A 26,793-nucleotide genomic window follows, 5' to 3' on the forward strand; every position below is an offset into this window, starting at 1 on the left:
TCGCCGCCGCATCCACATTCCCAGGGACGACGGCGATCGTCCAGGTCACCCTGCGAGGCGTCGGAGGTGCCGAGTAGGGTGGTGCCATGTTCCGTGCACTCGCCCGTCCGCTGCTCGCCTCATGGTTCCTGTACGGAGGCGTCGAGTCCGTCCGCGAGCCCGAGCGTCGTGCCGCCCGCGTCGCCGGGACGGTCGACCCGGTGCTCCAGGAGCTCGGGATCGACGACAAGGTGACCACCACCGATCTCGTCAAGGCCCATGGAGCGGCCACGATCGGCGCTGCCGCCCTGCTGGCCGTGTCCCGCTCGCCGCGCACCGCGGCCATGACGCTCGCGGGCCTCCACGCCGCGACCGTCGGCCTGGCGCACCCGTTCTGGACGATCGACGACGAGGACGAGCGCAAGGCCGAGCTCGAGGCCTTCCTCAAGAACCTCGCTCTGCTCGGCGGGGTCATGGTCGCGGCGACCGCAGGGCATTCCGCGCGGCACATCGCTCGCAAGCAGAAGCACAAGGCGAGGGCGAAGGAGAGGGCGGCCGCCGCCAAGGTGAAGGCGCTCGAGGCGAAGGCCGGCAAGGACGCGAAGAAGGTGCAGCACAGGCGCGCCCGCAAGGCCGCCGCGTGAACGCTGCCCTCCCCACCGGGCTCGGACCTGGTGAGGTCTGGGACGCGCCGCTGCCCGGAGGCCCGTTGGACGCGACCGTCGAGGTCCCGGGCTCCAAGTCGCTCACCAACCGGTTCCTGGTGCTCGCCGCGCTCGCAGACGGTCCTGTCCGGATCCGCGGCGCGCTGCGATCCCGCGACTCGGCGCTCATGATCGGGGCGCTGCGCACGCTCGGGATCGGCGTCGACGACGCGGGCGACGAGTGGGTGGTCACTCCGGGCCCCCTGGACGGAGGCGGGCACGTGGACTGCGGGCTCGCGGGAACCGTCATGCGCTTCGTGCCGCCGCTGGTGCTGCTCGCAGGCGCCCGCGGAGACGCCCGCGCTGTGACGTTCGACGGTGACGAGGGCGCACGCGTGCGACCCATGGGTGCGCTGCTGGACGCGTTGCGCGCGCTCGGCGCCACGATCGACGACGACGGGCGCGGCACCCTGCCGTTCACGATGACGCCGCCGGCACGGACACCCGCCGAGGTGGAGGTGGACGCATCGGGCTCGAGCCAGTTCGTGACCGCGCTGCTGCTGGTCGCCCCTCGCCTGGAGGCCGGGCTCACGATCCGTCACGTCGGCGAGACCCTGCCGAGCCTGCCGCACATCGACATGACGTGCGAAACCCTCAGGGACGCTGGCGTCCGCGTGGATCAGCCGGACGAGCGCACGTGGGTCGTGCACCCCGGAGCGCTCGCGCTGTCGCAGGTGCGGGTCGAGCCCGACCTGTCGAACGCGGGACCCTTCATGGCCGCCGCGCTGGTCGCAGGCGGCTCGGTCCGGATCCCCGGGTGGCCGGCACGCACCACACAGCCCGGTGCCTACTACCCTGAGCTCCTCGCCCGGATGGGCGGCACCTGCACGCTCGACGGAGACGTGATGACGGTCACCGGCGACGGCACGATCCACGGGATCGAGGCGGACCTCTCCCCCGCCGGCGAGATCACGCCGACCATCGCCGCCCTGTGCGCCCTGGCCGACTCGGCCTCGCAGCTCACCGGCATCGGCCACCTCCGCGGTCACGAGACCGACCGCCTCGCCGCGATCGCGACCGAGGTGGAACGCGTGGGCGGCCAGTGCCACGCGGGCGACGACTCCTTGAAGTTCGCGGGCCTCCCGCCTGCGGGGCTGTCGCCCGCCGTCATGGAGACGTACCACGACCACCGGATGGCCACCTTCGCCGCGATCATCGGTCTCACCGTGCCCGGCCTGCAGGTGCTCAACGTCGGCACGGTCGCGAAGACCATGCCCGACTTCCCTCTCATGTGGGCGCGCATGCTCGGCCGGGAGGGCTGAGGACGCGTGGCGCGACGCGAGTACGACGAGTCCGATGCCAGGGTGCGTCCCAGCCGACGCGGCTCCCGTCCTCGATCGAAGATCCGCCCGACCCACGCGGACGCGGTGCTCGCGGTGGTGACCGCCGTCGACCGCGGGAGGTACACGGTCGAGCTCCTGGACCACACGGGCGAGCACGCGGGGACGGTGCTCACGGCCGTCAAGGCCCGAGAGCTGGGCCGGCGCGGCCTCGTCATCGGAGACAGGGTGAGCGTCGTGGGCGACACCACCGGTGCCGACGGCACGCTGGCCCGCCTGGTGCGCCGCGAGGAGCGCAGCACCGAGCTGCGCCGCACCGCTGACGACACCGACACCGCCGAGCGGGTCATCGTCGCCAACGCCGACTCGCTCGCGATCGTCACCGCGCTCGCAGACCCCGAGCCGAACGCGCGCATGATCGACCGCTGCCTGGTCGCGGCCTTCGACGCGGGGATGGACGCCATGCTGGTCCTCACCAAGGCGGACCTCGGATCGGCCGATGCGCTCCGCGCCGCCTACGAGCCGCTCGGCGTGACGGTCATCGAGACGGACGCACGCTCGGGGGGGTCGCTCGATGCGGATCCCGGCTTCGGGCTGCTCCGCGATCACCTGGTGGGCCGTGACACGGTGCTCGTCGGCTACTCCGGGGTCGGCAAGTCGACGCTGGTCAACGCGCTCGTCCCGGCAGCCGAGCGTGCGGTGGGCCACGTCAACGACGTCACAGGCCGAGGGCGCCACACCTCCACCTCCGCGGTGCGATACAGGCTTCCCGACGGCGGGCACATCGTCGACACCCCGGGCGTGCGGTCGTTCGGCCTCGCGCACGTGGACCCCGCCCACTTCGTCGCAGCGTTCCCCGACGTCGCCGACGCCGCGGCCGAACTGTGCCCTCGCGGCTGCACCCACGAGTCGGCTCAAGCGGGTTGCGAGCTCGACGACTGGGCCGGCCAGGACGAGGCCAGGCGCTCGCGCGTCGACTCGATCCGCAGGCTTCTGGCGTCACGTGCCGCAGGCGATCAGTACTGACCTTCACCCGCACGCCGACACGGGCCGTCGCGCACCGAAGCGAGCGCAGGGCGGGAGATGTTCTTCACAGCCGGTAGGGCGCTGTCGCCCCGGGCTGATCGAGGCCGGTAGCCTGGCGCAATGGAGCCTATCGGCGCGTACGCTGACGACCTGCGCCTCGCGCTCGACATCGCCGATCTGGTCGACGCGCTCACCGTCGCCAACTTCGCGTCCGAGCAGCTCACGATCGAGCTGAAGCCTGATGACACGCCCGTCACCGCGGTCGATCGTGAGGCAGAGCAGCTCGTCCGTCGGGAGATCGCCACGGCTCGACCTGCCGATGCCTTCGTCGGCGAGGAGTACGGTGCCACCGGCGACAGCGCGCGTCAGTGGATCGTCGACCCGATCGACGGCACCAAGAACTACATCCGTCAGGTACCGGTCTGGGCCACCCTCATCGCACTCGTCGATCGAGGCGTGCCCGTGGTCGGAGTCGTCTCCGCACCCGCGCTGGGCCGGCGCTGGTTCGCCGCCGCAGGCGCCGGCGCGTGGGGCTCCTCGCCCACCGCGCCCGTGCATCGGCTGTCCGTGAGCTCCGCCTCGACGTTGGCCGAGGCCTCCTTGTCCTACTCGTCGCTCTCCGGGTGGGAGGCACGGGGATTGCTCCCGGCCTTCCTCGACCTGACGAGGTCTGTGTGGCGCACCCGGGCCTACGGGGACTTCTGGAGCTACATGATGGTCGCAGAGGGCCAGGTCGACCTTGCCTGCGAGCCCGAGCTCGCGCTGCACGACATGGCGGCACTCGTGCCCATCGTCGAGGAGGCGGGCGGCAGATTCACCTCGCTCGGCGGAGAGCCAGGACCGTTCGGGGTCGACGCGCTCGCGACGAATGGCATGCTGCACGACGCGGCCCTGCGCAGTCTTCAACCCTGAAGCGAGACGGCGATCAGCGTCGCAGCGCTCAGACGAGCGCGATCGCGTCGATCTCGCTGACGTCGTACCAGAGCAGGTCTCGACCCACGAGCCGGTCCAGTGCCGCCTCATCGTCGATCAGCGCACCTGCCACATCGGGCTCCGCCTCCGGCTCGTCCACGAAGAGGCACACCACCGTGTCCTGCCTGACCCTGCCCGCAAGCGACACCGCGGCAGGATGAGCGCCCGGGAGCGCGACGATGTCGGACCTCGGATGATCGACTGCGACGACCACTCGCAGCGGCGATTCAAGCCTCAGCGCCGACTCCATGGCGGCGACGTGGATCACCTCCTCCGCCGCCTCGTCCGGATCCATGTCCGGTGCGATCTCGAGCATCCGATCCGTCACCGCGAACGCCGACACGGGCTCCCAGGCGCCCGACGCGACCTCGCGCAGCTGCCCGACCGTGGCAGGGATGTACACGCGCATGACCTCAGTGTCGCATCCCGGGACCGACGCGTGCCCCCGCCCGCGCGGTGCGGGCCTGACTGAGGCCGGGCTCGCCGCTCACCGCGCCTGCGATCTCCTCAGCCAGCGCGGCCAGCGACCTGGAGGCCGCGGACCGCGGAGCACATTCCCGCAGCGTGCGACCCGCCAGCGTCGCGACGTCGCACGCGGTCGGGTCGTCAGGGATCGGCCAGACCTGCTCGACGCCGGCGAAGCGCCGCAACGCGTCCGCGACCGCCTGATGCGGCCGCGGACCGACCACCGACTCGCGCACCCGATTCACGACGACGAGCCTCCGCGCGGCCTGCGCGCGCCCGGAGTCGTCGAGCATCTGGAGCGTGAGGACCAGGCGCTCGATCCCCAGTGGCTCCGCCCTGCCCACGACGACGACCACGTCGGCCGCCGACAGCGCGGACAGCGTCGCCCCGTTGCGCTGGGGCGCAAGGGTGTCGTAGGCCAGGTCCTCGTCCTCCTCCAGGCAGAAGCCGCAGTCCACGACCACGGCACCGGCGTGGGATGCCAGCCGCTCCCAGACCGGCTCGAGCGCCGACCTCGACAGCTCCGGCCACCGGTCGGGCCGCGAGATGCCGCCGAGCACGCGGAGGCCGGGCGCCACGCTCACCGCGTAGCGTTCGATCGTGTCGTCGCGCAGCGCGCCGGCGAGGGACGCGCGGGCGAGCGCCGCCATCCCCGGCGCCTCATCGAGCAGCCCGAACGCATGGGCCACAGCGCCGCCATAGGTGTCGACGTCCGCGCACAGCGTCCGCACGCCCGCGGCAGCGAGGTGCGCCGCAAGGTTGACGGCGACCGTCGTCCTGCCCGGCGCTCCTGCGGGACCGCACACCGCGATCAGCGCACCCCGGCCGCCCGGATCGGGCGCGACAGGCGGTGGCGGTGGGCACGAAGCGCTCCGGTCACCTGCGGCGAGCACCGTCTCGATGATGGCGCTCTCGTCCGCGGCAACCGGCAGCACCTCGACGATGCCGAGCGCCGACAGATGGTCGGCCGCGTCGATCGTCGAGGGAGCGCCGATCACGACGACGCCCGCCTGGCCGAGCTGCGCGAGCGAGTCCCTGTCGAGATGAGGCTGATCGGACACCACGGCCACGCGGCCCAACCCGGCATGCGCGGCGGCGAGGGTCTCCGCGAGGTCCGCGCACCGTCGGGTCACCGCGATGTCCGGATGGCCGTCGAGCGACTGGGCCAGACGCGTCTCGGCGGCGCCTCGCACCGCCAGCAGCACCGTGAGGACGGTCACCCGGCGAGTCCCACGACCGAGAGGTCGCCGTCCACGGCGAGCGCGTCGAGGAAGGCCTCCATGCGGTCCTGCGGCACGATCACGTAGACGGTCTGCGCGCCGGACCCGGCGAAGGCTGCGTCATCGGCCTCGACCGCGTCGACCGCGAGCTGCTCGCCGACGAGGCGCGACGACGGCTGGCCGTCCTCGTCGACCACGGTGACCCAGACGTCGACGATGCTGCCAGGCCCGATCCCCTGCGCGACCGGCCGGGTGGTCCTGACGGCCACCGGGCGGGCGTCGTATGCGTCGACGCTCGAGAGCGCCCCCGCGGGCACCAGCTCGCCTACCCCGACCGGTCGAGTGAGTACCTGCCCCCATGGCTGCTCCGTCGCGCCGACGTAGGTGCCGGCATCCACCCGCACGTGGGCGACCACCAGGTCCTCCTGGTCGAGCACCGTCCCCGCAGGGAGCTCACGCACGGCCATGTACACCGGTGCGGTGGAGTCGGCGGCCCGTACCAGCGACACCACGCCGGCGACGGATGCTGCGATCAGGACGATCCCGATCAGCAGCCGTGGATCTCGCCAGCTCGGAGGAGCAAGACGCCCTCGAGCGGGGCGTGCCGATGCGCTCATGCGCACCCCCTTTCGTCACAGGTGCCCATCCTGCCGGGGAGCGCCGACCGCCGAGACGCGTTGTGGACAAAGGCTCACGAACCGGTCAGATCTGGGTGACAATGGAGCCATGCCCCAGAGATTCCTGACCCTCGCTGAGGTGCAGGAGATACTCAGCATCTCCTCCCCACAGGCGTACGCGCTGGTCCGCACGGGCGAGCTGCCCGCGATCCAGGTGGGCGGGCGCGGCCAGTGGCGGGTCGAGGCGACGGAGCTCGAGGCCTACATCGCACGGCAGTACGAGGCCACCCGCGCACGGATCGCCTCAGAGCAGCCCTGACAGGGCCCGCGAGCTCCGACCAGGGGCCCGACGCCCCTCAACCGACCGCAGAGCCGACCTCCAGGATCGCCGCGAAGGGCACGACCGCCGGGAGCTCGCCTGAGGCACGCTCGGCCACCTCCACATGGTCGGCTCCGACGACGCCCAGCACGCCCGTCATGGTGATCCCGTCGGTGCGCACCGACACGCGCGCCCTGTCCCGCGCGAGAGCTCGCAGGGCCGCCCCCAACGAGAGCCGCCGCTCCACCTCGGGCATCGGCGCCGCGCGACGCGGCAGTCCATGGATCGCGACGATCCCCTGCGCGGGGATCAGGCGTTGGCGAGGCGGGTCGTGCAGGAGGAGCCATTGACCCGCGCCGTCCACGAGATCTCCGCTCACGCGGCTGCCGTCGCGCAGCGTGACCGCGACGTGCGACCCGCGGTTGGCCATCAGCCGCGCGGAGAGTCCGACCCCGGCGTGCTCGCCACGGGTCCGGTCCGCGACCTCGCTCTCGAAGATCCGAGACTCGTGCGCGGCCATCGCGCCCTCAAGGTCCGCGAACAGCAGTCTCCAACGCATGCCCACACACTAGCGACACCGCGTGTCACATAGTAGAAATGGGATCGAGTCCGAACCGTGATCTTCGCAAACTGGACATATCGCCCGCTCCGGGATATATCTAGTGACCGCAAACGTCATCAAACGACATGAACCGGGGGCGGCATGACGTACAGGCAAGGAAGCCTGCGAGAAGCAGGTGCAGCACAGCACACATCGGACGAGCAGCACGCTCCGACACCACGGCGGCAAGGCGCCGCGGCCGCACTGATGGCGGTCATGCCGATCGCCTCATGCGTGCTCGGAGGACTGGCGATGGACCTCGCCCGCTCTGCCGGTGAGCCTGGAGCGGGACCCGATGCGTTGATCGCACCGCTGATCGTGGGCCTTGGAGCGCTCGTGTGCGGCTACCTGACCCTCACGAGCCTCGTGATGCTCGCCGCGGCGGTCGGCGGAGCCGTGCCGCGCTGGGCGGCTGCACTCGCACCGCATGCGTGGCGACGCCTCGTGGCCACGGCCGCCGGCGTGACGCTCTCCACAGGCATCGCGGTGCCGTCGTTCGCGGTCGACGCCGCGCCTGGCTGGAACAGCCCGGTGACGGTCGCCGGGACGGACTGGGCACCCGGGTGGGTCGAGTCCCCGGCCGTACCGCAGCTCACCACCCACCCTCAGGTGGACGCGGCACCGGGGTGGCAAGCGGATGCCTCGCCGTCGTCGCTGGCCGTCGACGCCGCAGGGACCGCCGACACCGCGCCGGCCACCAATCCGGGCGCGCCGCCGGCCTCGCTCACGGTCGAGGCGGGCGACTCGCTCTGGACCATCACCGCTGACCTCCTCGGAGACCAGGATGCCCACGACATCGCGTCGGCGTGGCCTGCGCTCTACGAGGCCAACCGGGTCACCATCGGCGACGACCCAGGGCTCATCCAACCGGGTCAGGTGCTCGCCGTCCCCGCGGAGCTCGCCCGGTGAGCGCGCAGCCGCTCAGCGCGAGGACTGCGCCGCGCCGTCCGCTCGGCACAGCCGCAGGCACGCGCCGACCCCCCGCAGGTCCAGGGCGGGCGCAGGTCCTGCCGGCCCCCAGCTCCCCGTACGAGCGCAAGCGGCGTCCGCTCGGCGATCCGTCGCCACTGGCTTGCACGATCGCGAAGGCCTCGCTCGAGGCCGTCCACGGCTCGTCCGCGCTCGACGCGCTGACGCGCTGGATCGACCCCACCGTGCGCCTGCAGCTGTCCAAGCAGCAGTCCATCGCGCGGCGCGCGGGCCAGTCGGGCGTCGGCAATGCCCAGGTGCTGCGAGCACGCGTGTGCCGCGTGTCAGCGACTGCCGCAGAGGTGAGCGTCGTGGCCGGCTGGGGCGATCGCGTCCACGCGATCGCCTTGCGCATGGAGGATCGTCGCGGTCGATGGGTCGCCACGGTGATCGAGGTCGGCTGACCTCGCAGTAGTCGCAGACAACAGAGCAGTGGCCCGACGGATCACCGTCGGGCCACTGCTCTTGCCATCTCCGTTGACGGGGGCTACGCCTCGTTCTTGCCGTGGCACATCTTGTACTTCTTGCCCGAGCCGCACGGGCACAGGGAGTTCTTCGCGGTGCCGGGGAACGTGATGCCGTCGGACTCGGCCTTCTTCGCACCGCCGGCTGCACCGCCCTTCTTCGCGCGCGAGTCCTTCACGACCTTCGCGGACCCGTCCTCGGACGGACCCGAGTATGTGAGGGGGGCCATGGTCATCTGCATCCCCGCCCCGTTGCCGGTCGAGGTCGCGGGACCCACGAGGCGACGTCGCGTCGCTCCGTCTGCCGCAGGAGCAGGCGCGGTCGCGGCGGTGGCCGCCGCAGACGTCGCGTCGACGCTGGGACCGGGCTCGGGCTGAGGCGCCTCGCGTCGCTCCACCCGGTAGAGCACCTGGATCGCCTGACGCTTGATGCCGTCGGTCATGGCCTCGAACAGCCCGTAGCCCTCACGCTGATACTCGGTCAGCGGGTCGCGCTGGCCCATCGCACGAAGGCCGATGCCCTCCTTGAGGTAGTCCATCTCGTAGAGGTGCTCGCGCCACTTCGCGTCGAGCACCTGCAGCAGCACCTGACGCTCGACGGTGCGCATGATCTCGGAGGAGATGCGCTCCTCGACGAGGTCGTACTGCACTCGCGCGTCGGCCGTCAGCTCACGCACGAGGAAGTCGGTGGAGAGCCCGGAGACGCCGCCGGCCTCCTCCGTGACCTCGTCGATCGTGAGGGAGACCGGGTACACCGCGCGCAGGTCCTTCCACAGTGCTTCGAGGTCCCACTCGTCCGGTGCGCCGGTCTGCGTCGCCGCCCGCACGTACTCGGTCACGACGTCGGCGCTGAAGCCCTCGATCTGGTCGCGCAGGTCCTCGCCGTCGAGCACCTTGCGGCGCTCGTCGTAGATGACGGTGCGCTGAGCGTTGAGCACATCGTCGTACTTCAGGATGTTCTTGCGGATCTCGGCGTTGCGGCCCTCGATCTGAGCCTGAGCCGACCGCACGCCGCGGGTCAGGATGCCCGACTCGATCGGCATGTCGTCGGGCAGCGCACCCGAGTTCATCATCTGCGCCGCCATGCCGGACTGGAACATCCGCATGAGGTCGTCCTCGAGGGACAGGTAGAAGCGGGACTCGCCGGGGTCGCCCTGACGGCCTGAGCGACCACGCAACTGGTTGTCGATGCGGCGCGACTCGTGACGCTCCGTACCGAGCACATAGAGTCCGCCGGCAGCGAGCACCTTGTCGTGCTCCTCCTCCACGAGCGCCTGCTGCTCGGCGAGGACGCCGTCCCACGCGGCCTCGTAGGCCTCGGGGTCCTCGTGCAGGTCGAGCCCGCGCTCCGCCATCTCGGCGACCGCCCGGAACTCCGGGTTGCCGCCGAGCATGATGTCGGTGCCTCGGCCCGCCATGTTCGTGGCGACCGTGACGGCGCGCCAGCGGCCCGCCTCCGCGACCACCGACGCCTCCTTCTCATGCTGCTTGGCGTTGAGGACGTTGTGGGCGATCCCGCGTTTGCGCAGCTCCTTGCTGAGCGCCTCCGACTTCTCGACGGACACGGTGCCGACGAGCACCGGCTGGCCGTTCGCGTTGCGCTCCAGGATGTCGGCGATCAGCGCGTCGAACTTCGCCTGCTCGCTCTTGTAGAGGAAGTCGGCCTGGTCCTGGCGGATCATCGGCTTGTTGGTGGGGATCTGGATGACGCCCAGCCCGTACGTGGCGTGGAGCTCGCCGGCCTCGGTCTGCGCCGTGCCGGTCATGCCCGAGAGCTTGTCGTACAGGCGGAAGTAGTTCTGCAGGGTGATGGTGGCGTAGGTCTGGTTCTCCGCCTTGATCGCCACGCCCTCCTTGGCCTCGATCGCCTGATGCAGGCCCTCGGAGTAGCGCCGGCCCTTGAGGAGGCGGCCGGTGTGCTCGTCGACGATGTCGACCTCGCCGCTCTGGACCACGTACTCACGGTCGCGGTGGAACAGCTCCTTGGCCTTCACCGCGTTGTTGAGGAAACCGATCAGCGGGGTGTTCGCGGGCTCGTACAGGTTGACGATGCCGAGCGCGGCCTCGACCTTCTCGATGCCGGGCTCGAGCATGCCGACGGTGCGCTTCTTCTCCTCGACCTCGTAGTCCTCGTCGATCTTGAGCTCGCGCGCGATGCGAGCGAACTCGACGTACCACTTGGCGTTGTCGCCCTGGGCGGGACCGGAAATGATGAGCGGCGTGCGGGCCTCATCGATGAGGATCGAATCGACCTCGTCGACGATCGCGTAGTGGAACGCGCGGTGCACCAGCTGCTTCGCGTCGAGCGCCATGTTGTCGCGCAGGTAGTCGAAGCCGAACTCGTTGTTGGTGCCGTACGTGATGTCCGCCGCGTACTCCTTGCGGCGCTGCTCGGGCGTCTGACCGGTGACGATGCAGCCGGTCTCCATGCCGAGGAAGCGGAACACGCGCCCCATGAGGTCGGACTGGTAGGTGGCCAGGTAGTCGTTCACGGTGACGACGTGCACGCCCTCGCCGTCGAGCGCGTTCAGGTACGCGGGAAGGGTGGCGACGAGGGTCTTGCCCTCACCGGTCTTCATCTCGGCGATGTTCCCTAGGTGGAGCGCCGCGCCACCCATGATCTGCACGTCGAAGTGGCGCAGGCCGAGCGTGCGCCGAGACGCCTCGCGCACGGCTGCGAACGCCTCGGGCATCAGGGAGTCGAGGCTCTCGCCGTCGGCGCGGCGCTGCCGGAAGTCATCGGTGAGCGCCCTCAGCTCCTCGTCCGTCATCTCGAGGTAGACGTCCTCGAGGGCGTTGGTGAGGCTGACCACCCGCTCGAGCCGGCGGATCGCCCGCCCTTCGCCGATGCGGATGACGCGTTCGAAGATGCCCACCGGTTAGCTCCCTGCTGTCGTTGCGGTACCCCCCGCAAGCGTAGTCGCTCCTCGCAACGGCCCGGGCGCGTCTCGCTGAGGGCGAAGACGAGGCACCCGCCGACCGGTCGCGGTCGCGCGCGTCGACGCAGGAGGGGCGGCGCCTCGTCCCGTGGCCGCCGCAGGGAGGCCGCGGCCACGGGACCCGCGTCAGGCGGTCTCCCGCTCCACCGACTCGGCCGAGTCCTGCTCGCTGAGGTGGATCACGCCGTAGGTCCAGCCGCGGCGCCTGTAGACGGCGCTCGGGAGCCCGGACTCGGCGTCGAGGAAGAGGTAGAAGTCGTGGCCGACCAGCTCCATCTGGTCGATCGCCTCGGAGACCGTGATCGGCACGGCCGCGTGGGTCTTGGAGCGGATCACGATGGGCGTGCCGTCGATCGGCACCTCGCGGGTGGCGCCTTCGGGCGCACCCTCCCAGGGCTCGACGCTGGAGGCAGCGTGGGGGGCTCCGGAATCCGCCACGGGCGCGAGCGGGGCGTCCGCTCCGACCGACCGGAGCGCGGAGGTGCCCTGGTGGCGATGCGCGCGGCGCTCGTGAAGCCTGCGGAGCTGCTCGAGAAGCCGGGCGGAGGCCGCGTCGAACGCGGCATGGCGGTCCGCGGCGGAGGCCTCGGCCCTCACCACTCCGCCCTTGCCTCGCACCGTGATCTCGACGCGTTCCTGATCGTCCGCACGCTTCGGATTTCGTTCGTGGACCACGTGGACATCCACTCGCGTCGCGCGCGGCGCAAGGGCCTCGACCTTCTCCATCTTCTCGGTGATCCGCTCGCGCAGATCGTCCGCGACCTTGGTGTGTCGTCCGCTGATGGCGATGTCCATGACGTTGTCCTCCTCTTGGATGAGAGTGTCCCCGTGGGGCCGGGGCAGGGCGGCTGCGGCGCCTGGAGCGCCTGCGGCATCACCTCCCCTCATCGAAGGGATCCGACGATCGTCGTCTACGTAGAACTCACCATAGACCCGCATGCGCGTCGCCCGCCACACGCTCGACGGCCGCCAGCGCGAGCGCCGCGACCACGGGGGAGCCGACCCCTTCGAGCGCCGCGACGCAGGCGGCGAGCGTGGCGCCCGTGGTCACCACGTCGTCCACGATGAGCACTGGTGAACCCGGCGGGAGCGACGCCTGCACGGTCACCGCAGAGCGCATCGCACGCCATCGGTCGCCGGCGGAGCGACGGCGCTGCTCGCCCGCTCCGATGGCCAGCGCAGGCCGCACGTCGGCACGGATCCCACCCTGCGCCAGACCCCGTGCGACCGCGCGGGCGAGCAGCAGCGGGAGGTCCTCGCCCCGCCGTCGGGTGCTCGCGCGCCTGGCCGGCGCAGGGACGACGACCCACGGCCCGGGCACGCTCGCGACCGCAGGGGCGACGCGCCGCCCCAGGCGCTCGGCCGCGTCCGCGAAGAGGCCGTCGAGATCGCGTCGCCCGCCGTCCTTCCACCCTGCGATCATGCCGTGCGCCCCACCGGAGAGCGGGGCGACGACCCACACGGGCAACGGCGGTCGGGCCACGATGTCGAGGCGGGCGGCGTCGTGCTCGGCTCTCCATGGGTCCTCCCACCAGGCCGCGACGCATGCCTCGCACCACCGCACATCCTCACGGCCGCAACCAGGGCATGCGACGGGGACCACGACCCTTGCGACGGCGCGCGCTACTCGGACCGGCAGACGCTCTCGCATCCGCCCATGCCATCACGCGCACTGGACCAGGATCGGCCTCGGCACCCGCGACGTGGACGACGCCGTGCGACCGCGGTGCTGGGGACGCCTGGCTGGACCGGCCTCAGCCCGCGTACGCCAGATCCGTGACGCCCGCGACCACGGGCGTCCATCCCGTGCCCGATCGCGCGAGCGCCCCGGCCTCCGCGCTGAGCACGGTCAGCGACGTCGTGCCGCTGCGAGCGGTCAGCGCGGTCGCGTCCGAGGCTGCGGTCGACGCCTCGGTCAGGCCTCCTACCGTGGCGATCCACAGTGGTGTCGCACCGCCGTCGACCCGCGAGCCGAGCGCCGCGACCGTCGACGAGTCGATCCACGTGACGGCGGTGGAGGCACCCGCGGACACCCCCACCTGCAACGGCTCTGTCAACGCCACCGGCGTACCCGAGGCGTCGCGCACGATCCCTGCGACCTCCATGACCGGCTGGCCTGCGACCGTGGACGCGACGAGCACGCGCGCCCCATCACGCGAGACGGCGAGCGCCTGGATCCGTCGCGCCTGCAGCCATTCGGCCTCGAGTTGGACCGCCTCCCCCGAGATCCCGTCCACGGGGTACGCGCTGAGGGCCCCACCACCCGCATCCGCGGTCCACAGCCATCCGTCGACGTCGTAGGAGGGCGCGACGAGGCTCGCGCCCGTGGCGATCGTCTGAAGCTCCATAGGGGTCGACGGGTCGGCCGACGTCGAGTCGGACGGCACGAGGCCGCTCATCCCGACGGAGAGCGCGCTCGTGACGACCAGCTGCGTGCCGTCGACGATCAGCGCCGTCTGCGATCCCGAGTAGGACTGTGCAAGACCGGTGGCGGAGGCAGGAAGCGCCCCCGCGGAGTCGGGCGTGACCCTCAGCGATGTGCCGTCCCAGAGACCGAGGCGGGACCCGACGATCGCCGCCGCGAGCTCCGACGGCACCTGCGCCGAGGCCAGGATGGAGGCGCTGCCCGCCTCGACCGGCACGCCACCGATCGTCACGTCCACCGACGTGACGTCCGGCAGAGCCGTCAGCGTCGCCTGCAGCTGCGCCAGGCCCAGCTCGACCTCCGACGCCGAGCTGGCCGCGTCGGACGCCAGCCGCACCGCCGCGACCCCGTCGGTGACGACGACCGAGTCCACCTCGAGCGACGCGGCCGCCGTGAAGCCGGTGCTCACGGCGTCCGCCAGCCACGGCGACGGGCCCACGACCAGCTCGGAGGCGGCACGAGTCGCCGCGTTCGTCTCAGGGAACCATCGCGTCTCCGCGACCTGAGTGCTCCCATCCGTGGTCGCGAACACCAGGCCGACCCGACGGAACAGCGACTCGAAGAAGGTCTCGGCGAGCAGGGAGCCGTCCGCCAGCTCCGAGATCCGCCATTGCCCGTCGGCACCTTGCGTGAGGCTGAAGTCGAGCGTGGTCTCCGCACCGTCGGGAGCCTCGACCAGTCGGCCGTCCGCGTCGATGGTCGCCGTCACCGGCACGGGCAGCACGGCGCTGGTCCCCGTCTGGTCCACGGTCGGGATCAGGCTGCCCGAGCCGAACACCATGACCGACGCCTCCGGGTTCCAGCCTCGGCTCGCCTCCGGCGTGAGGTACTCGCGCGCGACGCTGAAGTCCGTGTCGAAGCCGGACGGCAGCGCCGCGATGAAGCCCTGGATGATCGCCTGCGGATCGGCGCCGTCCTTGGGTCCCTCCGCGAGGGGAAGGAACGATCCCTCCTCCGGGGCGCTCGTGATGCCCACGTTCACCGGTCCGCTGCCGGGGATGGTCGCACAGCCCGCCAGCAGCGCGACGAGCGCGGTGCCGGCCCACAGCCTGAGCCTCATGAGCGACCTCCCTCGAGCTCGTCGTCGGGCCCCTGCGCGACCTCCGCCGCCGCGTGCCGCGGCTGCACCCGGCGGCCCAGCGCCTCGAACTCCTCGTGACGCATCGCGATCGGCAGGACGGGCCGCTGGCCCAGGCCTCGCGAGGTCCGCGGAAGGCTCAGCCGGAACGAGGCGCCCTCGCCCGGAGAGCCCCACGCCTCGAGCCGTCCCTCGTGCAGCAGCGCGTCCTCACGCGCGATCGACAGTCCGAGGCCCGTCCCTCCCATGGTGCGCGCACGGGCGGGGTCGGCCCGCCAGAACCGGTCGAACACGCGCTCGGCCTGCGACGGCGTGAGGCCGACGCCGTAGTCGCGGACGACCACCGCCACACCGCGGCCGTTCGACGCGACCGCGACGTCGACTGAGCCGTCCTGCGCATGCTCCACGGCGTTCGACAGCAGGTTCCTGATGATGCGCCCCACGCGGGGCCGGTCGAACGTCGCGACGTGCGTCCCCTTCGCGACCCACACGTCCACCTCCACGCCGAGCGCGGCGGCCGCGGGGCGGATCGCCTCGACCTCGTCGACGACGACGTCCACCGCGTCGGTGAGCTCGAACTCGAGCTGGGCCGCGCCCGCGTCGATGCGCGACATCTCCAGAAGGTCGGACAGCAGCAGCTCGAACCGGTCGATCTGCGCGCTCAGGAGCTCCGCCGAGCGCGCCACCTCCGGCGCGAAGCCGTCCCGCGCGTCGTAGAGCAGGTCCGACGCCATCCGGATGGTCGTCAGCGGCGTGCGGAGCTCGTGCGACACGTCGGAGACGAAGCGGCGCTGCACCCGCGACAGCTCCTCCATCCGGGTGATCTGACGCTGCAGCGACTCCGCCATCTCGTTGAACGTGGTCGCCAAGGTGGCCATCTCGTCGGCACCGCTCACGCTCATGCGCTCCGACAGCAGCCCGTCCGCGAGCCGCGACGCGACACGCGCGGCCTGCCGGACCGGTCGTACCGCCTGAGCGGTCACGAACCACGCCTGCAGCAGCACCAGCCCGATCAGCACCGCGCCGCCGAACACGAGCACCTGCTGGATCAAGCCCAGCGTCTGCTGCTCGTCGGCGAGCGAGTAGACGAAGTATAGCTCGTACTCCCCCGCGTCCCTGAGCTTGATGGGAGAGCCGACCACGACGCCGGGATCACCCGAGTCGGGAAGCGTCGTGTACTGCCATGGCTGGGTGACGTCCCCTTCGACCGCCGCCCGCATCTCGGGGGTCACCACGGAGACCAGGCTCGCGTCCGAGACCCCGGGCGTGAGGAACACGTCCGAGTCGTTGTCGGGCGCCTTGAGAAGGATCAGGCCACGGGTGTCGCCGCCTGCAGACCTCAGCGCGAGCGACTCGTAGACCGCGCGCACCAGCGTCTGCAGGTCGCCAGGGGTGGCCGCGGTCGAGGCGTCCACGTAGTTCTGCGCGCTCACCGCGTCCTGGGCAGACTCGGACAGGATGCGGTCCACCCGCGTCTCCACGAGCCCGTCGCGGATCTGGTTCAGGACGAAGGCGCCGAGCACGAGCACGGTCGCGACGCCCACCACGAGCACCGTGGTGACGACGCGGAGCTGCATGGAGCGACGCCATCGGCGTGCTCCTCGCCGCAGCAGGACGGAGAACCGGACCGCCAGCGTGCGCGGCGACCGCCTCACGACGTCTGACCACCGGCCTTGTAGCCGACGCCGCGCACCGTGAGGACGATCTCGGGGTTCTCCGGATCCCTCTCGATCTTCGCGCGCAGCCGCTGGATGTGGACGTTCACGAGCCTCGTGTCCGCGGCGTGCCGGTAGCCCCACACATCCTCGAGAAGCACCTCGCGGGTGAACACCTGGCCCGGGGCCCTCGCGAGCGTGACCAGCACGTCGAACTCGAGGGGTGTCAGCGGGATCACCTCCCCGTCGCGTGTGACCCTGTGCCCCGTGACGTCGATCTCGAGGTCGCCGATCCGCACCGACGCCGGCGCGGTCGCCTCGTTGCGGCGCAGCCGCGCTCGCACCCTGGCGATCAGCTCGCGCGGCTTGAACGGCTTGGGGATGTAGTCGTCCGCGCCGGACTCGAGTCCGAGCACCACGTCGACAGTCTCCGACTTGGCGGTCAGCATGATGATGGGCACGCCGGACTCGGCGCGGATCTCTCGACAGATGTCGATGCCGCTGCGCCCCGGCAGCATGAGATCGAGCAGGATCACGTCAGGCTGCTCGGCGCGGAAGATCGCCACCGCGCGGTCGCCATGGTCACAGAACAGCGGTTCGAACCCGTCGCCGCGCAGCACGATGCCGATCATCTCCGCGACAGCCGGATCGTCGTCGACCACCAGGATGCGTGCCGTCATGCGCCCATCTTGCCATGCCGTCGTCCCTGGGACTTCGAGGCTCGGGCAGCCACGGCGCCTGTGGGGATCCACGGTCGCCGCGGCACCCCATGGCAGGATGGGCCGGGACGAGGAGGTATCGCGTGAGCGACAGTGGACAGGGCACCTCGGGGGCCGGCCTGTCAGGGGGATCCGATGGCGGGAGCGCCCCCGTCTTCGTGCCTCCGTCGGCCGGCGTGGCGCCGCCTCCACCGCCGTATCCGGGCGCGGCCACGGGCTCACCCGTGCAGGCGTTCCCCGCTCCCCCCGCGCCTCCTGGCGCGCCGGTGCCGCCGCCTGCGCACCCGCGGCCGCTCGACGCCGCGGCGATGCTCCGGCCAGGCATCATCCCGCTGCGCCCGCTCACGTTCGGCGAGCTGCTCGACGGGCCGCTCAAGGCCATCCGGCACAACCCGAAGGTGATGCTGGGCATCAACGCCCTGGTCAGCGCGCTCGCCATGGTCGTCATGTTCGGCATGGGCTACAGCTATTACGCGTCGCTGTTCGACTCCGCCTTCATCGACGTGTCCTCCAGCAGCGCCATGCCGTTCAGCATCTCCGACGTCGTCCTGCTGCTCGTCGGCTCTCTGCTGGGCTCGCTCGTCCTGCTCGTGTCGACCGCGGTGACCTCCGTGTCGTTCTCCCGGTCCGTGATCGGCGAGCGCATCGGCCCTGGCGAGGCGGTGCGGCGAGGCTTCACAGCACTTCCGGCGCTTCTGGTGCAGACGCTGATGCTCGGGATCGCGGGCACCCTCGTGATCGGCGTCGCGACGGGGGCCGTCGTCGTCGCGTTCAGGGCGGACCTGGGCCTGGGCCTCGCCGCGCTCGTGCTCCTCGGGCTCGGGGCCGTCGCGCTGATCATATGGGTCGCGATCAAGGTGTCTCTCGCCGTGCCCGTGGTCGTGCTCGAGCGCATGGGGCCCTTCCGAGCCCTCCGACGCTCGTGGCGGCTCACGACCGGGCGCTTCTGGATGATCCTCGGGGTGCTCGTGGTCGCAGGCCTCATCACCTCGGTGATCCAGAACGTGCTCGCCGTGCCCGTCTCCGTGCTGCTCCCGCTGTTCATGTTCACCGCCGATCCGGGGACGGCCGGCCCGCTCTACGTCGCGGTGCTCGCGCTGGCGACCTATGCCGGCGCCCTGCTCTCGATCGTCTACCTCGGCGGAGTCAGCGCGGGGCTGTACACCGACCAGCGCATGCGCCAGGAGGGCTTCGACCTCACCCTCCAGCGCGCCGTGCAGGAGCGCGCCGCACGGTGATCCTGCTCGCATCCCAGGCGCTGCTGTCCATCCCCGTCGAGCCCGGGGCCGATGAGGCGCGGCGCTGGGCCGAGCAGGAGCTGTCGAAGGCCGACTACCGTCAGGGCGCGTCGCTGGCCGACCGCATCGCGCAGTGGCTCTCCGACGTGCTCAACAACCTGCTGGGCAGCGACGGAGGCGGCGGCCTCACGCCGCTCGGATACGTGCTCGCTCTCCTGGTGGTCGCCGCGCTGATCGGCGCGGCCATCGCGATCGCCAGGCCGCTCCTCGCGCGACGCCGCACCGAACGGGCGGACGTCCTCGCAGGCGAGGCACGTTCGGCATCCGAGCTCGAGGCCGCGGCGCAGGCTGCAGCTTCGCGGGCGCTGTGGCGCGAGGCCGTCGTCGATCGCTTCCGCGCGATCGTGAGATCCGCCGAGGAGCGCGCGCTGATCGATCCACGTCCCGGCCGCACGGCGGACGAGGCCTCCGCCGACACCGCCGCCGTGGTGCCTGCCGTCGCCCATGAGCTCCGACTCGCGGCGAGGGTCTTCGACGAGGTCCGCTACAGCGACCGTCCCGCGACCGAGTCCGACTACGCCGCGGTCAGCCAGGCGGCCGACGCGCTCGCGTCCGCTCGGCGCGCTGCCACCTCCGTCCCCACGCCCACCGGACCGTCCGCATGAGCCGCACCGTCCTCGCCCCGGAGGGCTACACGCTCGGCGACGGCAGCAGCGCGGCCACCGTCGCCTCGGCCCGGTGGGGACGCTCCCGCTGGATGGTCACCGTCCTGGGCCTGGTGCTGGTGCTCGTCGTCGGGCTCGCGCTGACGCGCCCCCAGACCTCCAGCACGCCGCTGTCGATCTCCAACCCCGGCGCTGACGGAGCCCAGGCCGTGGCCCAGATCCTCCGCCACCAAGGAGTGACCGTCGAGGAGACCGGCACGCTCGCGGACGCCTACCGCCTGCTCGACGGCGCCGGGACGCTCGTGATCGCGTCGTACACGTTCCTGAGCGACGACCAGGTCGCCTCGATCGCGGATCATCCGGGAGACGTCGTGTGGATCGCGCCGGACAGCAACACGCTCGACGCGATCTCGCCCCAGCTGTTCGCAGCGGTCCCCACCGTCCAGGAGCAGTCGATGCCAGCATCGTGCGACGCCCCTGCCGCGGTCGCGGCCAAGTCCCTGACCGGCGTGGCGCCGTGGCTCCAGCTCTCCTCCGGCGCGGACGGCGCCACGGGATGCTTCACCGACGGCTCCGGCTATGCGTACGTCATGCTGACCCGCGACGGCGCGCGACCCGTGCACGTGCTCGCCGACGCGTCGATCGTCGACAACGCGGGCCTCGCGACGGACGGTGCCGCCGCGCTCGCGCTGCACACCATGGGCCACGCGGATCATGTGGTCTGGTACATGGGCGGCGAGCTCGACGACACGGTGCTCGGACCCGACCAGACCGGTTCCACGTACTTCACGCCACGCACGCCGCCCTGGCTCGTCGCGGGGGGCGTCGCCGCGCTTCTCACCGCTCTCGTCTCAGCAGCCTGGCAGGGCCGACGCATGGGCCGCCTGGTGACAGAGCCGCTTCCCGTGATCGTCCGCGCCTCCGAGGCCACCCGCGGACGAGGACGGCTCTATCAGCGCGGACGCGCCCGAGGCCACGCGCTGGCCGCGCTACGCGCCGGCGCCACGGCGAGGATCGCGTCACGGCTCGCGCTGGCACGATCGGCCCCCCGCGGCGCCGTCGTCGCGGCGATCGCCACCCACACCGGGCGGGACGCCGCGGAGATCGACACCCTCCTCTACGGGCCGCCGCCCACCGATGACAAGACCATGCTGGACCTGCTGGCCCGGCTCGACTCCCTGGAAGACGAGGTGCATCGCTCGTGACCGACACGCCCTACATGCCTGAGGACGCGCCCCCGCTCCCCACCTTCTCCCCGCTCGTCACCACCCTCGCGGGCGTGCGAGCCGAGGTGGGCAAGGCGGTCGTCGGCCAGGATGCCGCAGTGACAGGACTGATCATCGCGCTGCTGTGCCGGGGCCACGTGCTGCTCGAGGGAGTGCCGGGCGTCGCGAAGACCCTCCTGGTACGCGCTCTCGCGCAGTCGCTGTCCCTGGACAGCAAGCGCGTCCAGTTCACCCCCGACCTCATGCCGGGCGACATCACGGGCTCGCTCGTGTACGACGCGCAGACCTCGCGCTTCTCCTTCCGTGAGGGACCTGTCTTCACGAATCTCATGCTCGGCGACGAGATCAACCGCACCCCTCCCAAGACGCAGTCCGCGCTGCTCGAAGCGATGGAGGAGCGCCAGGTCACCGTCGACGGCGAGTCGCGCGCGCTGCCCGACCCCTTCCTGGTGATCGCCACCCAGAACCCGGTCGAGTACGAGGGCACATATCCCCTCCCTGAGGCACAGCTGGACCGGTTCCTCCTCAAGCTGCAGCTGCCCCTGCCCGACCGTGCGGTGGAGACGGAGGTGCTTCGCCGCCACGCCGACGGCTTCAACCCTCGCGACCTCGCTGCGGCGGGCGTCACCCCTGTCGCCACTCTCGACGACCTCGAGGCCGCCCGCGGCGAGGTGGCGAAGGTCGAGATCACGCCCGAGGTCATCGGCTACGTCGTGGACGTCTGCCGCGCCACGCGAGCCGCCACGGCCACGTCGCTCGGGGTGTCCCCTCGCGGCGCGACCGCACTGCTCGCCACCACCCGCGCGTGGGCATGGATGCAAGGCCGGCCGTTCGTCACGCCCGACGACGTCAAGGCGCTCGCACACCCGACCCTCGCGCACCGCCTGCAGCTCACCGCGGAGGCCGAGCTGGAGGGCGTGACCCCCGCCAGCGTCATCGACTCCGTGCTCGCCTCGGTACCCGTGCCCCGCTGATGTACCTGACCTGGAGAGCAGTCCTGCTGAGCGCATTGGGCGTGCCGATCGCGGCCACCGCCGGCTCAGCCGGCGCAGCGCTCATCTGGGCGGGCATCACGGCGGTGCTGGTGCTGAGCGACGTGCTCGGCGCTCCTTCGCCACGCCTGTTGGCGTCTCGTCGGGAACCCCCCGCATCAGTGCGCCTGAGCGATACGACGCAGACGGTGCTGCTCGTGCAGAACATGGGCACGCGCCGGGTTCGCGGCATCGTCCGCGATGCCTGGCAGCCGTCCGCGGGCGCGGGACCCAACCGCCACGCGATCGACCTGCCCCCCGGCGAGGCGCGTCGGCTCACGACCACCCTCACGCCCACGCGTCGCGGCGACCGTGACGCCGGTGCTGTCACCCTGCGTGTGCGCGGGCCGCTCGGCCTCGCCGGTCGCCAGCTGAGCGTCGACCTGCCGGCCACGCTGCGAGTCCTTCCGGAGTTCGCGTCCCGACGGCATCTGCCGTCCCGCCTTGCGCGCCTGCGCGAGCTCGACGGGCGCTCCGCGGTGCAGATCCGCGGGGCCGGCTCCGAGTTCGACTCCCTGCGCGAGTACGTGATGGGCGACGACGTGCGCTCGATCGACTGGCGGGCCACCGCCCGCCGCTCCGAGGTCGTCGTCCGTACATGGCGACCCGAGCGCGACCGTCAGGTGCTGATCGTCATCGACACCGCACGGTCAGCTGCAGGACGCATCGGCGACATGCCACGCCTCGACGCATGGATCGAGTCCACCCTGCTGCTCGCCGCGCTCGCGTCGAAGGCTGGGGACCGCGTGCACGTGATCGCCTTCGACCGGGGCGTGCGCGCCCGCATCTCCGGGGTGTCCGGCGCCGCGCTCATGCCCGCGATCGCCGATCGCCTCGCTCCCGTCGAGCCTCGCCTGGTGGAGCCTGACTGGACCGCCGCTGCCGGCATGGTGCGGGAGACGCTCTCCCAGCGCGCCCTGGTGGTGCTGCTCACCGACGTGGGCGCCGGCGCGGTCGAATCGGGGATGCTGCGCGCGCTCGCGCCCGCAGCCAGGGACCACCAGCTGCTGGTCGCCTCCGTCGAGGATCCGGAGGTGCGGGAGATCATCCAGGGTCGCGGCGGCGTGACCGAGGCCTATGCAGCCGCCGCGGCGACCCGCGCCGATCTGGAGCGCGCGGCCGTCGCCGATCGCCTGCGCCGTCGCGGTGCCGAGGTCGTCTCCGCCGGGCCCGAGGCGCTGCCGCCCGCCGTCGCCGACGCATACCTGGCGCTCAAGGCCGCCGGGCGGTTGTAGAGCGCGTTACGCCGCGACCGGAGCGATGTCCTCGCGCAGCTCCTGCGAGACGTCGCCAGTCTCCCCCACCAGTGCCGCTCGGCGTCCGAGCGTGAACACCATGGTCCAGTACCCGGACACGGCGATCACGCCGATGAGGATCTTGAGCCACCACGGCAGGATCGGCGAGCCGGTGACGTAGCCCTCGATGATGCCGGAGCACAGGAGCACGACCACGACGCCCAGCACCGCGCCGAACATGGAGCGGCCCTCCTCCGCAAGCGCGCGCAGCCGCGGCCTGGGGCCCGGCACCAGCGCCGTCCACGCGAGCCGCAGGCCCGCGGCTCCCGCGATCCACACGCCGGTGAGCTCCAGCAGCCCGTGCGGCAGGATCAGCTGGAACATCATCCCGAGCTGCCCGAACTCGTGCATCACGGACGCCGCGACACCGACGGACACGGCGTTCTGAAGCTGAACGTAGATCGGGATGATGCCCGTGATGCCGCCGAGCACGCACATCGCAGCCACCCACGAGTTGTTGGTCCAGACACGCGCGAAGAAGGACGTGGACGGGTTGTCGGAGTAGTAGGTGGCGAAAGCCTCCTGCGCGTACTGCTGCCGTTCGTCGAACGTGCCCAGGTCGCTCATCAGCTCGGGATGGGTGATGTAGTGAACCGCGGTCGCGGTGCCGATCACCAGGAACGCGCCCATCATCGCGAGCGTCCACCAGCGCAGCCGGTAGAGCGACGCCGGCATGGACAGCGCGAAGAACCGTGCGATCTCCCGGTGCGCGGGCGCGCGCGAACCGGCGATCGCCGCCCGAGCCCTCGCCAGCAGCACCGACAGCCGGGACACGAGAGCCGGATCCGGTGCAGAGGACCTCACCTGCGCGAGGTCGGACGCGGTCAGCTGGTACAGCCGGGCCAGCTCGTCTGCCTCTGCACCGGTGGGCCGGGAGCGGCGGGACAGCTCCTGGAGCCTTCTCCACCGATCCTCACGCAGCGCCATGAAGGAGTCCAGGTCCATGCGGTTACGATGCCACAGGGTCCGCACCTACGGCAGGACCATGGGGAAGGGGACGGCGTGGACGACGACGTGACGACCATCGGCGAGGGCGTGGTGCTGGAGACCGCCGCCGCAAGCGTGGGTCTGCGGGCGGCGGGCGCGATGCTCGACGCCGTGGTGCTGGTGGCCGTGTACATCGGCTCGTTCATCGGCCTGACGTTCCTCACGCCCGACAGCCTCGACCTGGCCGCGATGAGCGCCCTGGTGCTGGTGCACCTGGTGGCGGTGTTCGTCGGCATCCCAGTCGCGCTCGAGACGGCGACGCGCGGCCGTTCGGTCGGCAAGTACGCGACCGGGGTGCGGATCGTGCGGGACGACGGCGGGCCGATCGGCTTCCGCCAGGCGTTGGTGAGGGGGCTGGTCGGGGTGCTCGACCTGTGGCTCACCGCTGGTGGCCTGGCGCTCATCACGGCGTTCGTGGCTCGCCGCGGCAAGCGGCTGGGCGACATCCTGGCGGGCACATATGCGCTGAAGGAGCGTGCCGCCAAGTCACCGCACCGGCCCCTGGAGATGCCGCCGGAGCTCGCGGGGTGGGCCTCGACGGCCGACGTCAGGCGCCTCCCGGACGGGCTGGCGCTCGCGGCGCGGCAGTTCCTGTCACGCGTACCCCAGCTCAACCCGGTGTCGCGGCAGACGTGGGGCGTGGAGTTCGCCGACCAGCTCGCGCCGTACGTCTCCCCTGCCGCACCCGCCGGCACGCATCCGGAGCACCTCATCGAGGCGGCGCTGACCCTCCGCAGGGACCGCGAGCATGCGCGGGCGGTCGAGCGGGAGCGCGCGGACGCCGCGGTGTCGGCACAGGTGCAACGGCTCCCGCACGGGATCCCTGAGGTCTCCTGACCCGCGCGGTCGCCTACGGCTCCAGCAGCGGGATGCCGTCGGGCCAGTCCGCCTGCGCGAGCACGCGCGGCAGGGTGACTCGCGCGACCGTTCCCGAACGGCCGTCGGATCCGAGAGCGACGGTGCCTCCCGCGCGCTCGACCAGCTGCTTGACGAGCGCCAGCCCCAGCCCGACCCCGGGAACGGAGCCCTCGGCGGCGCCCTTTCCGCGGTAGAAGCGCTCGAACACGCGGTCCAGGTCCTCAGGGTGGATGCCAGGGCCGTTGTCCACCACCTCGAGCGTGATCGTCCGGGCGTCGAACTTCGCGGCGACCACCACCTCGCCTCCGGCAGGCGTGAACTTCACCGCGTTGCCGATGAGGTTGGCGAGCACACGCACCAGATCGCTCGGCGCGATCATCACCTCCAGCCCGAAGGCGAGGTGCTCCCTCAGCGCCACGCCCCGCTCAGAGGCGTTCGGCCCCAGGTCCTCGAGCACGCCACGCACGGCCTGGGCGATGTCGCAGGGCTTGGCGGTCTCCTTGCTGCCCACGCCGAGCGCCAGCAGATCCTCGACGAGGGTGCCCAGCCGGTTCGCGTTCCGGGTGATGACCGCCAGGTGGGACTGCGCCTCGGCATCGAGGACCGCATCATCCTCCAGCAGCTCAGCGAAGCCGACGATGCTCGTGATCGGGGTGCGCAGCTCGTGGCTCACGGCCGACACGAACTCGTCCTTCTGACGTGCGACCTCACGCAGCTGGGACGCCGCGGTGCGCTCGTCCGCGAGCGCATGAGCGAGCGCCTGGGCGGCATGGACGCGCTCGGAGACGTCCAGCACCTGGACGGTGAGGAACGCGCGCCCTCCCTCGCGCGCCACGCGGGTGACGAGGATCTCCACCCGCACCTCGGAGTCGAGCTCGACCTCGGTGACGCTCTCGCCGTGGGGGTGGTCCTTGGCGCGCGCGATCGCCGCGCGAAGCGCCCGGATCCCGCGGGTCTCCGCCACGAGCGGCAAGGGCTCGGCGCCCTCGCGCGGTGCCTCCACCTCGGGGCCGAGGAGCTCTCGCGCCCGGCGGTTCGCATTGCGGATCCTGGGCTCGCCGCCACGGTCCTCCTCGAGGATCAGCATGCCGATCTGCGAGTCGACGAGGCCGCCTCGCAGCAGCTGCTCGCGCACCTGGAGGTCCTCCGCGACGGTCACCATCTCGCGCCTGGCCGCCGCGAAGTACAGGACGGTGCCGGCGTAGATCACCAGGAAGCTCTGCACGGCCCACGAGGTCTGCAGGGACGTCCATCCCGCGCCCGCGAAGGGGCCGCCGTCGAAGAGAGTCAGGGTCGTGGCGACGGCGGCGGTGGCCATGAGCTGCAGGGCGACGCCGCGCAGCGGGAACACGTACGCGCCCCAGAGCAGGACCGGCATCGGCAGGAAGGACAGCGGCAGGTGCGTCCCCGGAAGGAACACGCCGGTCAGCACCACGGCGAGCGCCAGGGGCTGGAGCCACCTGGCCGCCCTTCCCCTGACGGTCGTCTGATCGTTCCACGCGAGCCCCAGCGGCACGATCGCCAGCACAGCGGATCCATGACTGGCGAACACTGCACCCGCGGTCGCCACGGGGCTCTCGGCACCGAGCAGCGCCACCGACACTCCGACGACGGCAGAGACCGTCGCCGCGCCCGAGATGGTCGCGATCACCAACCGGTTGACGTCACGCACGCCTGCGATGCGGGGGAATCGGTCGGTCGGCATCAGGATCAGCGCGACGATCATCGCCTCGGCGGCGTTCGCCGCACCGTACGCGATCGACAGGTCGACCGGCCTGCCGGCGACGATGTTCGAGAATGCGGTGACTGCCCACACGCCCACCGCCGCGACGGGCACGAGCCTTCTGGAGGACATCAGGACCGCCAGCACCGCGAATCCGGCCGCGGGCCACCACGGGGAGACGTCATCGCCGCGTGCGGCGAGCTGCACGGCACCCCAACCCATCACGAAGGCGACGGCCAGCAGCATCACGTACCAGAAGGTCCGTTCGCGCACTGGCCCGCGCGCGTCGACCCCGAGCGACGCCATCATCCCACCTCCGAGTCAGCCGCACGGCGATG

25 protein-coding genes are annotated in these 26,793 nt (G+C 71.6%); 13 read left to right on the forward strand and 12 right to left on the reverse strand.

The window, feature by feature from the left end; all coding sequences use genetic code 11:
• Window positions 1-86: 86 nt before the first annotated feature.
• The 4 genes from RN607_RS10860 (at window position 87) to RN607_RS10875 (ending at window position 3,901) form a co-directional block, all read left to right on the forward strand.
• A complete protein-coding gene (locus RN607_RS10860) occupies window positions 87-623 on the forward strand; it encodes a hypothetical protein (RefSeq protein ID WP_313497080.1) in 537 nt (178 codons plus the stop codon).
• Window positions 620-1,945: a 3-phosphoshikimate 1-carboxyvinyltransferase gene (gene aroA / locus RN607_RS10865; protein WP_313497082.1), complete on the forward strand. Its 1,326-nt coding sequence runs from the start codon at window positions 620-622 to the stop codon at window positions 1,943-1,945. Before RN607_RS10860 ends, aroA begins: the two co-directional genes overlap by 4 nt.
• Before the next feature lie 6 nt (window positions 1,946-1,951).
• Complete coding sequence (rsgA, locus tag RN607_RS10870) at window positions 1,952-2,989, forward strand: ribosome small subunit-dependent GTPase A (RefSeq protein WP_313497084.1); 1,038 nt, start codon at window positions 1,952-1,954, stop codon at window positions 2,987-2,989.
• Between the two features lie 120 nt (window positions 2,990-3,109).
• A complete protein-coding gene (locus RN607_RS10875) occupies window positions 3,110-3,901 on the forward strand; it encodes an inositol monophosphatase family protein (RefSeq protein WP_313497086.1) in 792 nt (263 codons plus the stop codon).
• Window positions 3,902-3,929: 28 nt separating this feature from the next.
• Here RN607_RS10875 and RN607_RS10880 read toward each other — a convergent pair whose 3' ends face one another.
• From RN607_RS10880 to RN607_RS10890, 3 genes are read right to left on the reverse strand one after another with little or no spacing between them, the layout of a single operon-like run.
• Window positions 3,930-4,370, reverse strand: a complete 441-nt coding sequence (locus RN607_RS10880) for a DUF6912 family protein (RefSeq protein ID WP_313497088.1) — start codon at window positions 4,368-4,370, stop codon at window positions 3,930-3,932.
• 4 nt (window positions 4,371-4,374) lie between these two features.
• On the reverse strand, window positions 4,375-5,646 hold the full coding sequence (locus tag RN607_RS10885) for a CpaE/TadZ family protein (protein ID WP_313497090.1): 1,272 nt from the start codon (window positions 5,644-5,646) through the stop codon (window positions 4,375-4,377).
• Window positions 5,643-6,263, reverse strand: coding sequence for an RcpC/CpaB family pilus assembly protein (locus RN607_RS10890; protein WP_313497092.1), 621 nt, complete (start codon window positions 6,261-6,263; stop codon window positions 5,643-5,645). Before RN607_RS10890 ends, RN607_RS10885 begins: the two co-directional genes overlap by 4 nt.
• Window positions 6,264-6,372: 109 nt before the next feature.
• On the opposite strand from RN607_RS10890, the gene RN607_RS10895 reads away from it, so the two are divergent.
• Window positions 6,373-6,582, forward strand: coding sequence for a helix-turn-helix domain-containing protein (locus tag RN607_RS10895; RefSeq protein ID WP_313497094.1), 210 nt, complete (start codon window positions 6,373-6,375; stop codon window positions 6,580-6,582).
• A 37-nt stretch (window positions 6,583-6,619) separates the two neighbouring features.
• Here the strand turns inward: RN607_RS10895 and RN607_RS10900 are convergent, their stop codons facing one another.
• Window positions 6,620-7,141 (reverse strand): hypothetical protein, encoded by a 522-nt coding sequence (locus RN607_RS10900; protein WP_313542570.1) that lies wholly within the window; start codon window positions 7,139-7,141, stop codon window positions 6,620-6,622.
• Between the two features lie 249 nt (window positions 7,142-7,390).
• Between RN607_RS10900 and RN607_RS10905 the strand changes: the two genes are divergently transcribed.
• Together RN607_RS10905 and RN607_RS10910 are read left to right on the forward strand one after the other, a co-directional pair.
• A complete protein-coding gene (locus RN607_RS10905) occupies window positions 7,391-8,092 on the forward strand; it encodes a LysM peptidoglycan-binding domain-containing protein (protein WP_313542572.1) in 702 nt (233 codons plus the stop codon).
• Window positions 8,089-8,556, forward strand: coding sequence for an Rv3235 family protein (locus RN607_RS10910; protein ID WP_313497099.1), 468 nt, complete (start codon window positions 8,089-8,091; stop codon window positions 8,554-8,556). The genes RN607_RS10905 and RN607_RS10910 overlap by 4 nt, the downstream gene beginning before the upstream one ends.
• A gap of 83 nt (window positions 8,557-8,639) precedes the next feature.
• Here RN607_RS10910 and secA read toward each other — a convergent pair whose 3' ends face one another.
• The 6 genes from secA to mtrA all read right to left on the reverse strand — a co-directional run bounded on the left by secA (window position 8,640) and on the right by mtrA (window position 17,393).
• Entirely contained in the window at window positions 8,640-11,492 is a 2,853-nt protein-coding gene (gene secA / locus RN607_RS10915) for a preprotein translocase subunit SecA (RefSeq protein WP_313542574.1), read from the reverse strand.
• 189 nt (window positions 11,493-11,681) lie between these two features.
• Entirely contained in the window at window positions 11,682-12,350 is a 669-nt protein-coding gene (gene hpf, locus RN607_RS10920; RefSeq protein WP_313497103.1) for a ribosome hibernation-promoting factor, HPF/YfiA family, read from the reverse strand.
• Between the two features lie 127 nt (window positions 12,351-12,477).
• Entirely contained in the window at window positions 12,478-13,206 is a 729-nt protein-coding gene (locus RN607_RS10925) for a ComF family protein (protein WP_313542576.1), read from the reverse strand.
• 103 nt (window positions 13,207-13,309) lie between these two features.
• Window positions 13,310-15,040 (reverse strand): LpqB family beta-propeller domain-containing protein, encoded by a 1,731-nt coding sequence (locus RN607_RS10930; RefSeq protein ID WP_313542578.1) that lies wholly within the window; start codon window positions 15,038-15,040, stop codon window positions 13,310-13,312.
• Window positions 15,037-16,635, reverse strand: a complete 1,599-nt coding sequence (mtrB, locus tag RN607_RS10935; RefSeq protein ID WP_313542580.1) for an MtrAB system histidine kinase MtrB — start codon at window positions 16,633-16,635, stop codon at window positions 15,037-15,039. The genes RN607_RS10930 and mtrB overlap by 4 nt, the downstream gene beginning before the upstream one ends.
• Window positions 16,636-16,709: 74 nt before the next feature.
• The gene (gene mtrA, locus RN607_RS10940) at window positions 16,710-17,393 is read right to left on the reverse strand and encodes an MtrAB system response regulator MtrA (protein ID WP_313497110.1); all 684 of its coding nucleotides are present in this window, start codon (window positions 17,391-17,393) and stop codon (window positions 16,710-16,712) included.
• A 122-nt stretch (window positions 17,394-17,515) separates the two neighbouring features.
• Here mtrA and RN607_RS10945 point away from each other — a divergent pair, with 122 nt between their 5' ends.
• Genes RN607_RS10945 through RN607_RS10965 form a run of 5 tightly spaced genes read left to right on the forward strand, consistent with a single transcriptional unit; the run spans window position 17,516 to window position 22,827 of the window.
• Window positions 17,516-18,670: a glycerophosphoryl diester phosphodiesterase membrane domain-containing protein gene (locus RN607_RS10945; protein WP_313542582.1), complete on the forward strand. Its 1,155-nt coding sequence runs from the start codon at window positions 17,516-17,518 to the stop codon at window positions 18,668-18,670.
• Window positions 18,667-19,335: a DUF4129 domain-containing protein gene (locus RN607_RS10950; RefSeq protein ID WP_313542583.1), complete on the forward strand. Its 669-nt coding sequence runs from the start codon at window positions 18,667-18,669 to the stop codon at window positions 19,333-19,335. The genes RN607_RS10945 and RN607_RS10950 overlap by 4 nt, the downstream gene beginning before the upstream one ends.
• A complete protein-coding gene (locus RN607_RS10955; RefSeq protein ID WP_313542585.1) occupies window positions 19,332-20,540 on the forward strand; it encodes a DUF4350 domain-containing protein in 1,209 nt (402 codons plus the stop codon). Before RN607_RS10950 ends, RN607_RS10955 begins: the two co-directional genes overlap by 4 nt.
• Window positions 20,541-20,554: 14 nt before the next feature.
• Window positions 20,555-21,535: an AAA family ATPase gene (locus RN607_RS10960; RefSeq protein ID WP_313545434.1), complete on the forward strand. Its 981-nt coding sequence runs from the start codon at window positions 20,555-20,557 to the stop codon at window positions 21,533-21,535.
• Complete coding sequence (locus RN607_RS10965) at window positions 21,535-22,827, forward strand: DUF58 domain-containing protein (RefSeq protein ID WP_313542587.1); 1,293 nt, start codon at window positions 21,535-21,537, stop codon at window positions 22,825-22,827. Before RN607_RS10960 ends, RN607_RS10965 begins: the two co-directional genes overlap by 1 nt.
• 6 nt (window positions 22,828-22,833) lie before the next feature.
• On the opposite strand, the gene RN607_RS10970 is transcribed toward RN607_RS10965, so the two are convergent.
• Window positions 22,834-23,832, reverse strand: a complete 999-nt coding sequence (locus tag RN607_RS10970; protein ID WP_313542590.1) for a stage II sporulation protein M — start codon at window positions 23,830-23,832, stop codon at window positions 22,834-22,836.
• Between the two features lie 57 nt (window positions 23,833-23,889).
• On the opposite strand from RN607_RS10970, the gene RN607_RS10975 reads away from it, so the two are divergent.
• Window positions 23,890-24,711, forward strand: coding sequence for an RDD family protein (locus RN607_RS10975; RefSeq protein WP_313542591.1), 822 nt, complete (start codon window positions 23,890-23,892; stop codon window positions 24,709-24,711).
• Window positions 24,712-24,724: 13 nt separating this feature from the next.
• On the opposite strand, the gene RN607_RS10980 is transcribed toward RN607_RS10975, so the two are convergent.
• On the reverse strand, window positions 24,725-26,761 hold the full coding sequence (locus RN607_RS10980; RefSeq protein ID WP_313542592.1) for a sensor histidine kinase: 2,037 nt from the start codon (window positions 26,759-26,761) through the stop codon (window positions 24,725-24,727).
• Window positions 26,762-26,793: the final 32 nt, after the last annotated feature.

This window comes from Demequina capsici, assembly GCF_032102965.1.
GTDB classification, from domain to species: domain Bacteria; phylum Actinomycetota; class Actinomycetes; order Actinomycetales; family Demequinaceae; genus Demequina; species Demequina capsici.

Bases quoted from the DNA above. Each gene is read 5' to 3' on its own strand.
- RN607_RS10960 (WP_313545434.1), top strand. From the start codon at position 20,555: ATGCCTGAGGACGCGCCCCCGCTCCCCACCTTCTCCCCGCTCGTCACC.
- RN607_RS10965 (WP_313542587.1), top strand. From the start codon at position 21,535: ATGTACCTGACCTGGAGAGCAGTCCTGCTGAGCGCATTGGGCGTGCCG.
- RN607_RS10860 (WP_313497080.1), top strand. From the start codon at position 87: ATGTTCCGTGCACTCGCCCGTCCGCTGCTCGCCTCATGGTTCCTGTAC.
- RN607_RS10970 (WP_313542590.1), bottom strand. From the start codon at position 23,832: ATGGACCTGGACTCCTTCATGGCGCTGCGTGAGGATCGGTGGAGAAGG.
- RN607_RS10880 (WP_313497088.1), bottom strand. From the start codon at position 4,370: ATGCGCGTGTACATCCCTGCCACGGTCGGGCAGCTGCGCGAGGTCGCG.
- RN607_RS10955 (WP_313542585.1), top strand. From the start codon at position 19,332: ATGAGCCGCACCGTCCTCGCCCCGGAGGGCTACACGCTCGGCGACGGC.
- hpf (WP_313497103.1), bottom strand. From the start codon at position 12,350: ATGGACATCGCCATCAGCGGACGACACACCAAGGTCGCGGACGATCTG.
- RN607_RS10930 (WP_313542578.1), bottom strand. From the start codon at position 15,040: ATGAGGCTCAGGCTGTGGGCCGGCACCGCGCTCGTCGCGCTGCTGGCG.
- mtrB (WP_313542580.1), bottom strand. From the start codon at position 16,635: ATGCAGCTCCGCGTCGTCACCACGGTGCTCGTGGTGGGCGTCGCGACC.
- RN607_RS10900 (WP_313542570.1), bottom strand. From the start codon at position 7,141: ATGCGTTGGAGACTGCTGTTCGCGGACCTTGAGGGCGCGATGGCCGCG.
- RN607_RS10895 (WP_313497094.1), top strand. From the start codon at position 6,373: ATGCCCCAGAGATTCCTGACCCTCGCTGAGGTGCAGGAGATACTCAGC.
- mtrA (WP_313497110.1), bottom strand. From the start codon at position 17,393: ATGACGGCACGCATCCTGGTGGTCGACGACGATCCGGCTGTCGCGGAG.
- RN607_RS10925 (WP_313542576.1), bottom strand. From the start codon at position 13,206: ATGCGAGAGCGTCTGCCGGTCCGAGTAGCGCGCGCCGTCGCAAGGGTC.
- RN607_RS10980 (WP_313542592.1), bottom strand. From the start codon at position 26,761: ATGGCGTCGCTCGGGGTCGACGCGCGCGGGCCAGTGCGCGAACGGACC.
- RN607_RS10890 (WP_313497092.1), bottom strand. From the start codon at position 6,263: ATGAGCGCATCGGCACGCCCCGCTCGAGGGCGTCTTGCTCCTCCGAGC.
- RN607_RS10875 (WP_313497086.1), top strand. From the start codon at position 3,110: ATGGAGCCTATCGGCGCGTACGCTGACGACCTGCGCCTCGCGCTCGAC.
- RN607_RS10905 (WP_313542572.1), top strand. From the start codon at position 7,391: ATGGCGGTCATGCCGATCGCCTCATGCGTGCTCGGAGGACTGGCGATG.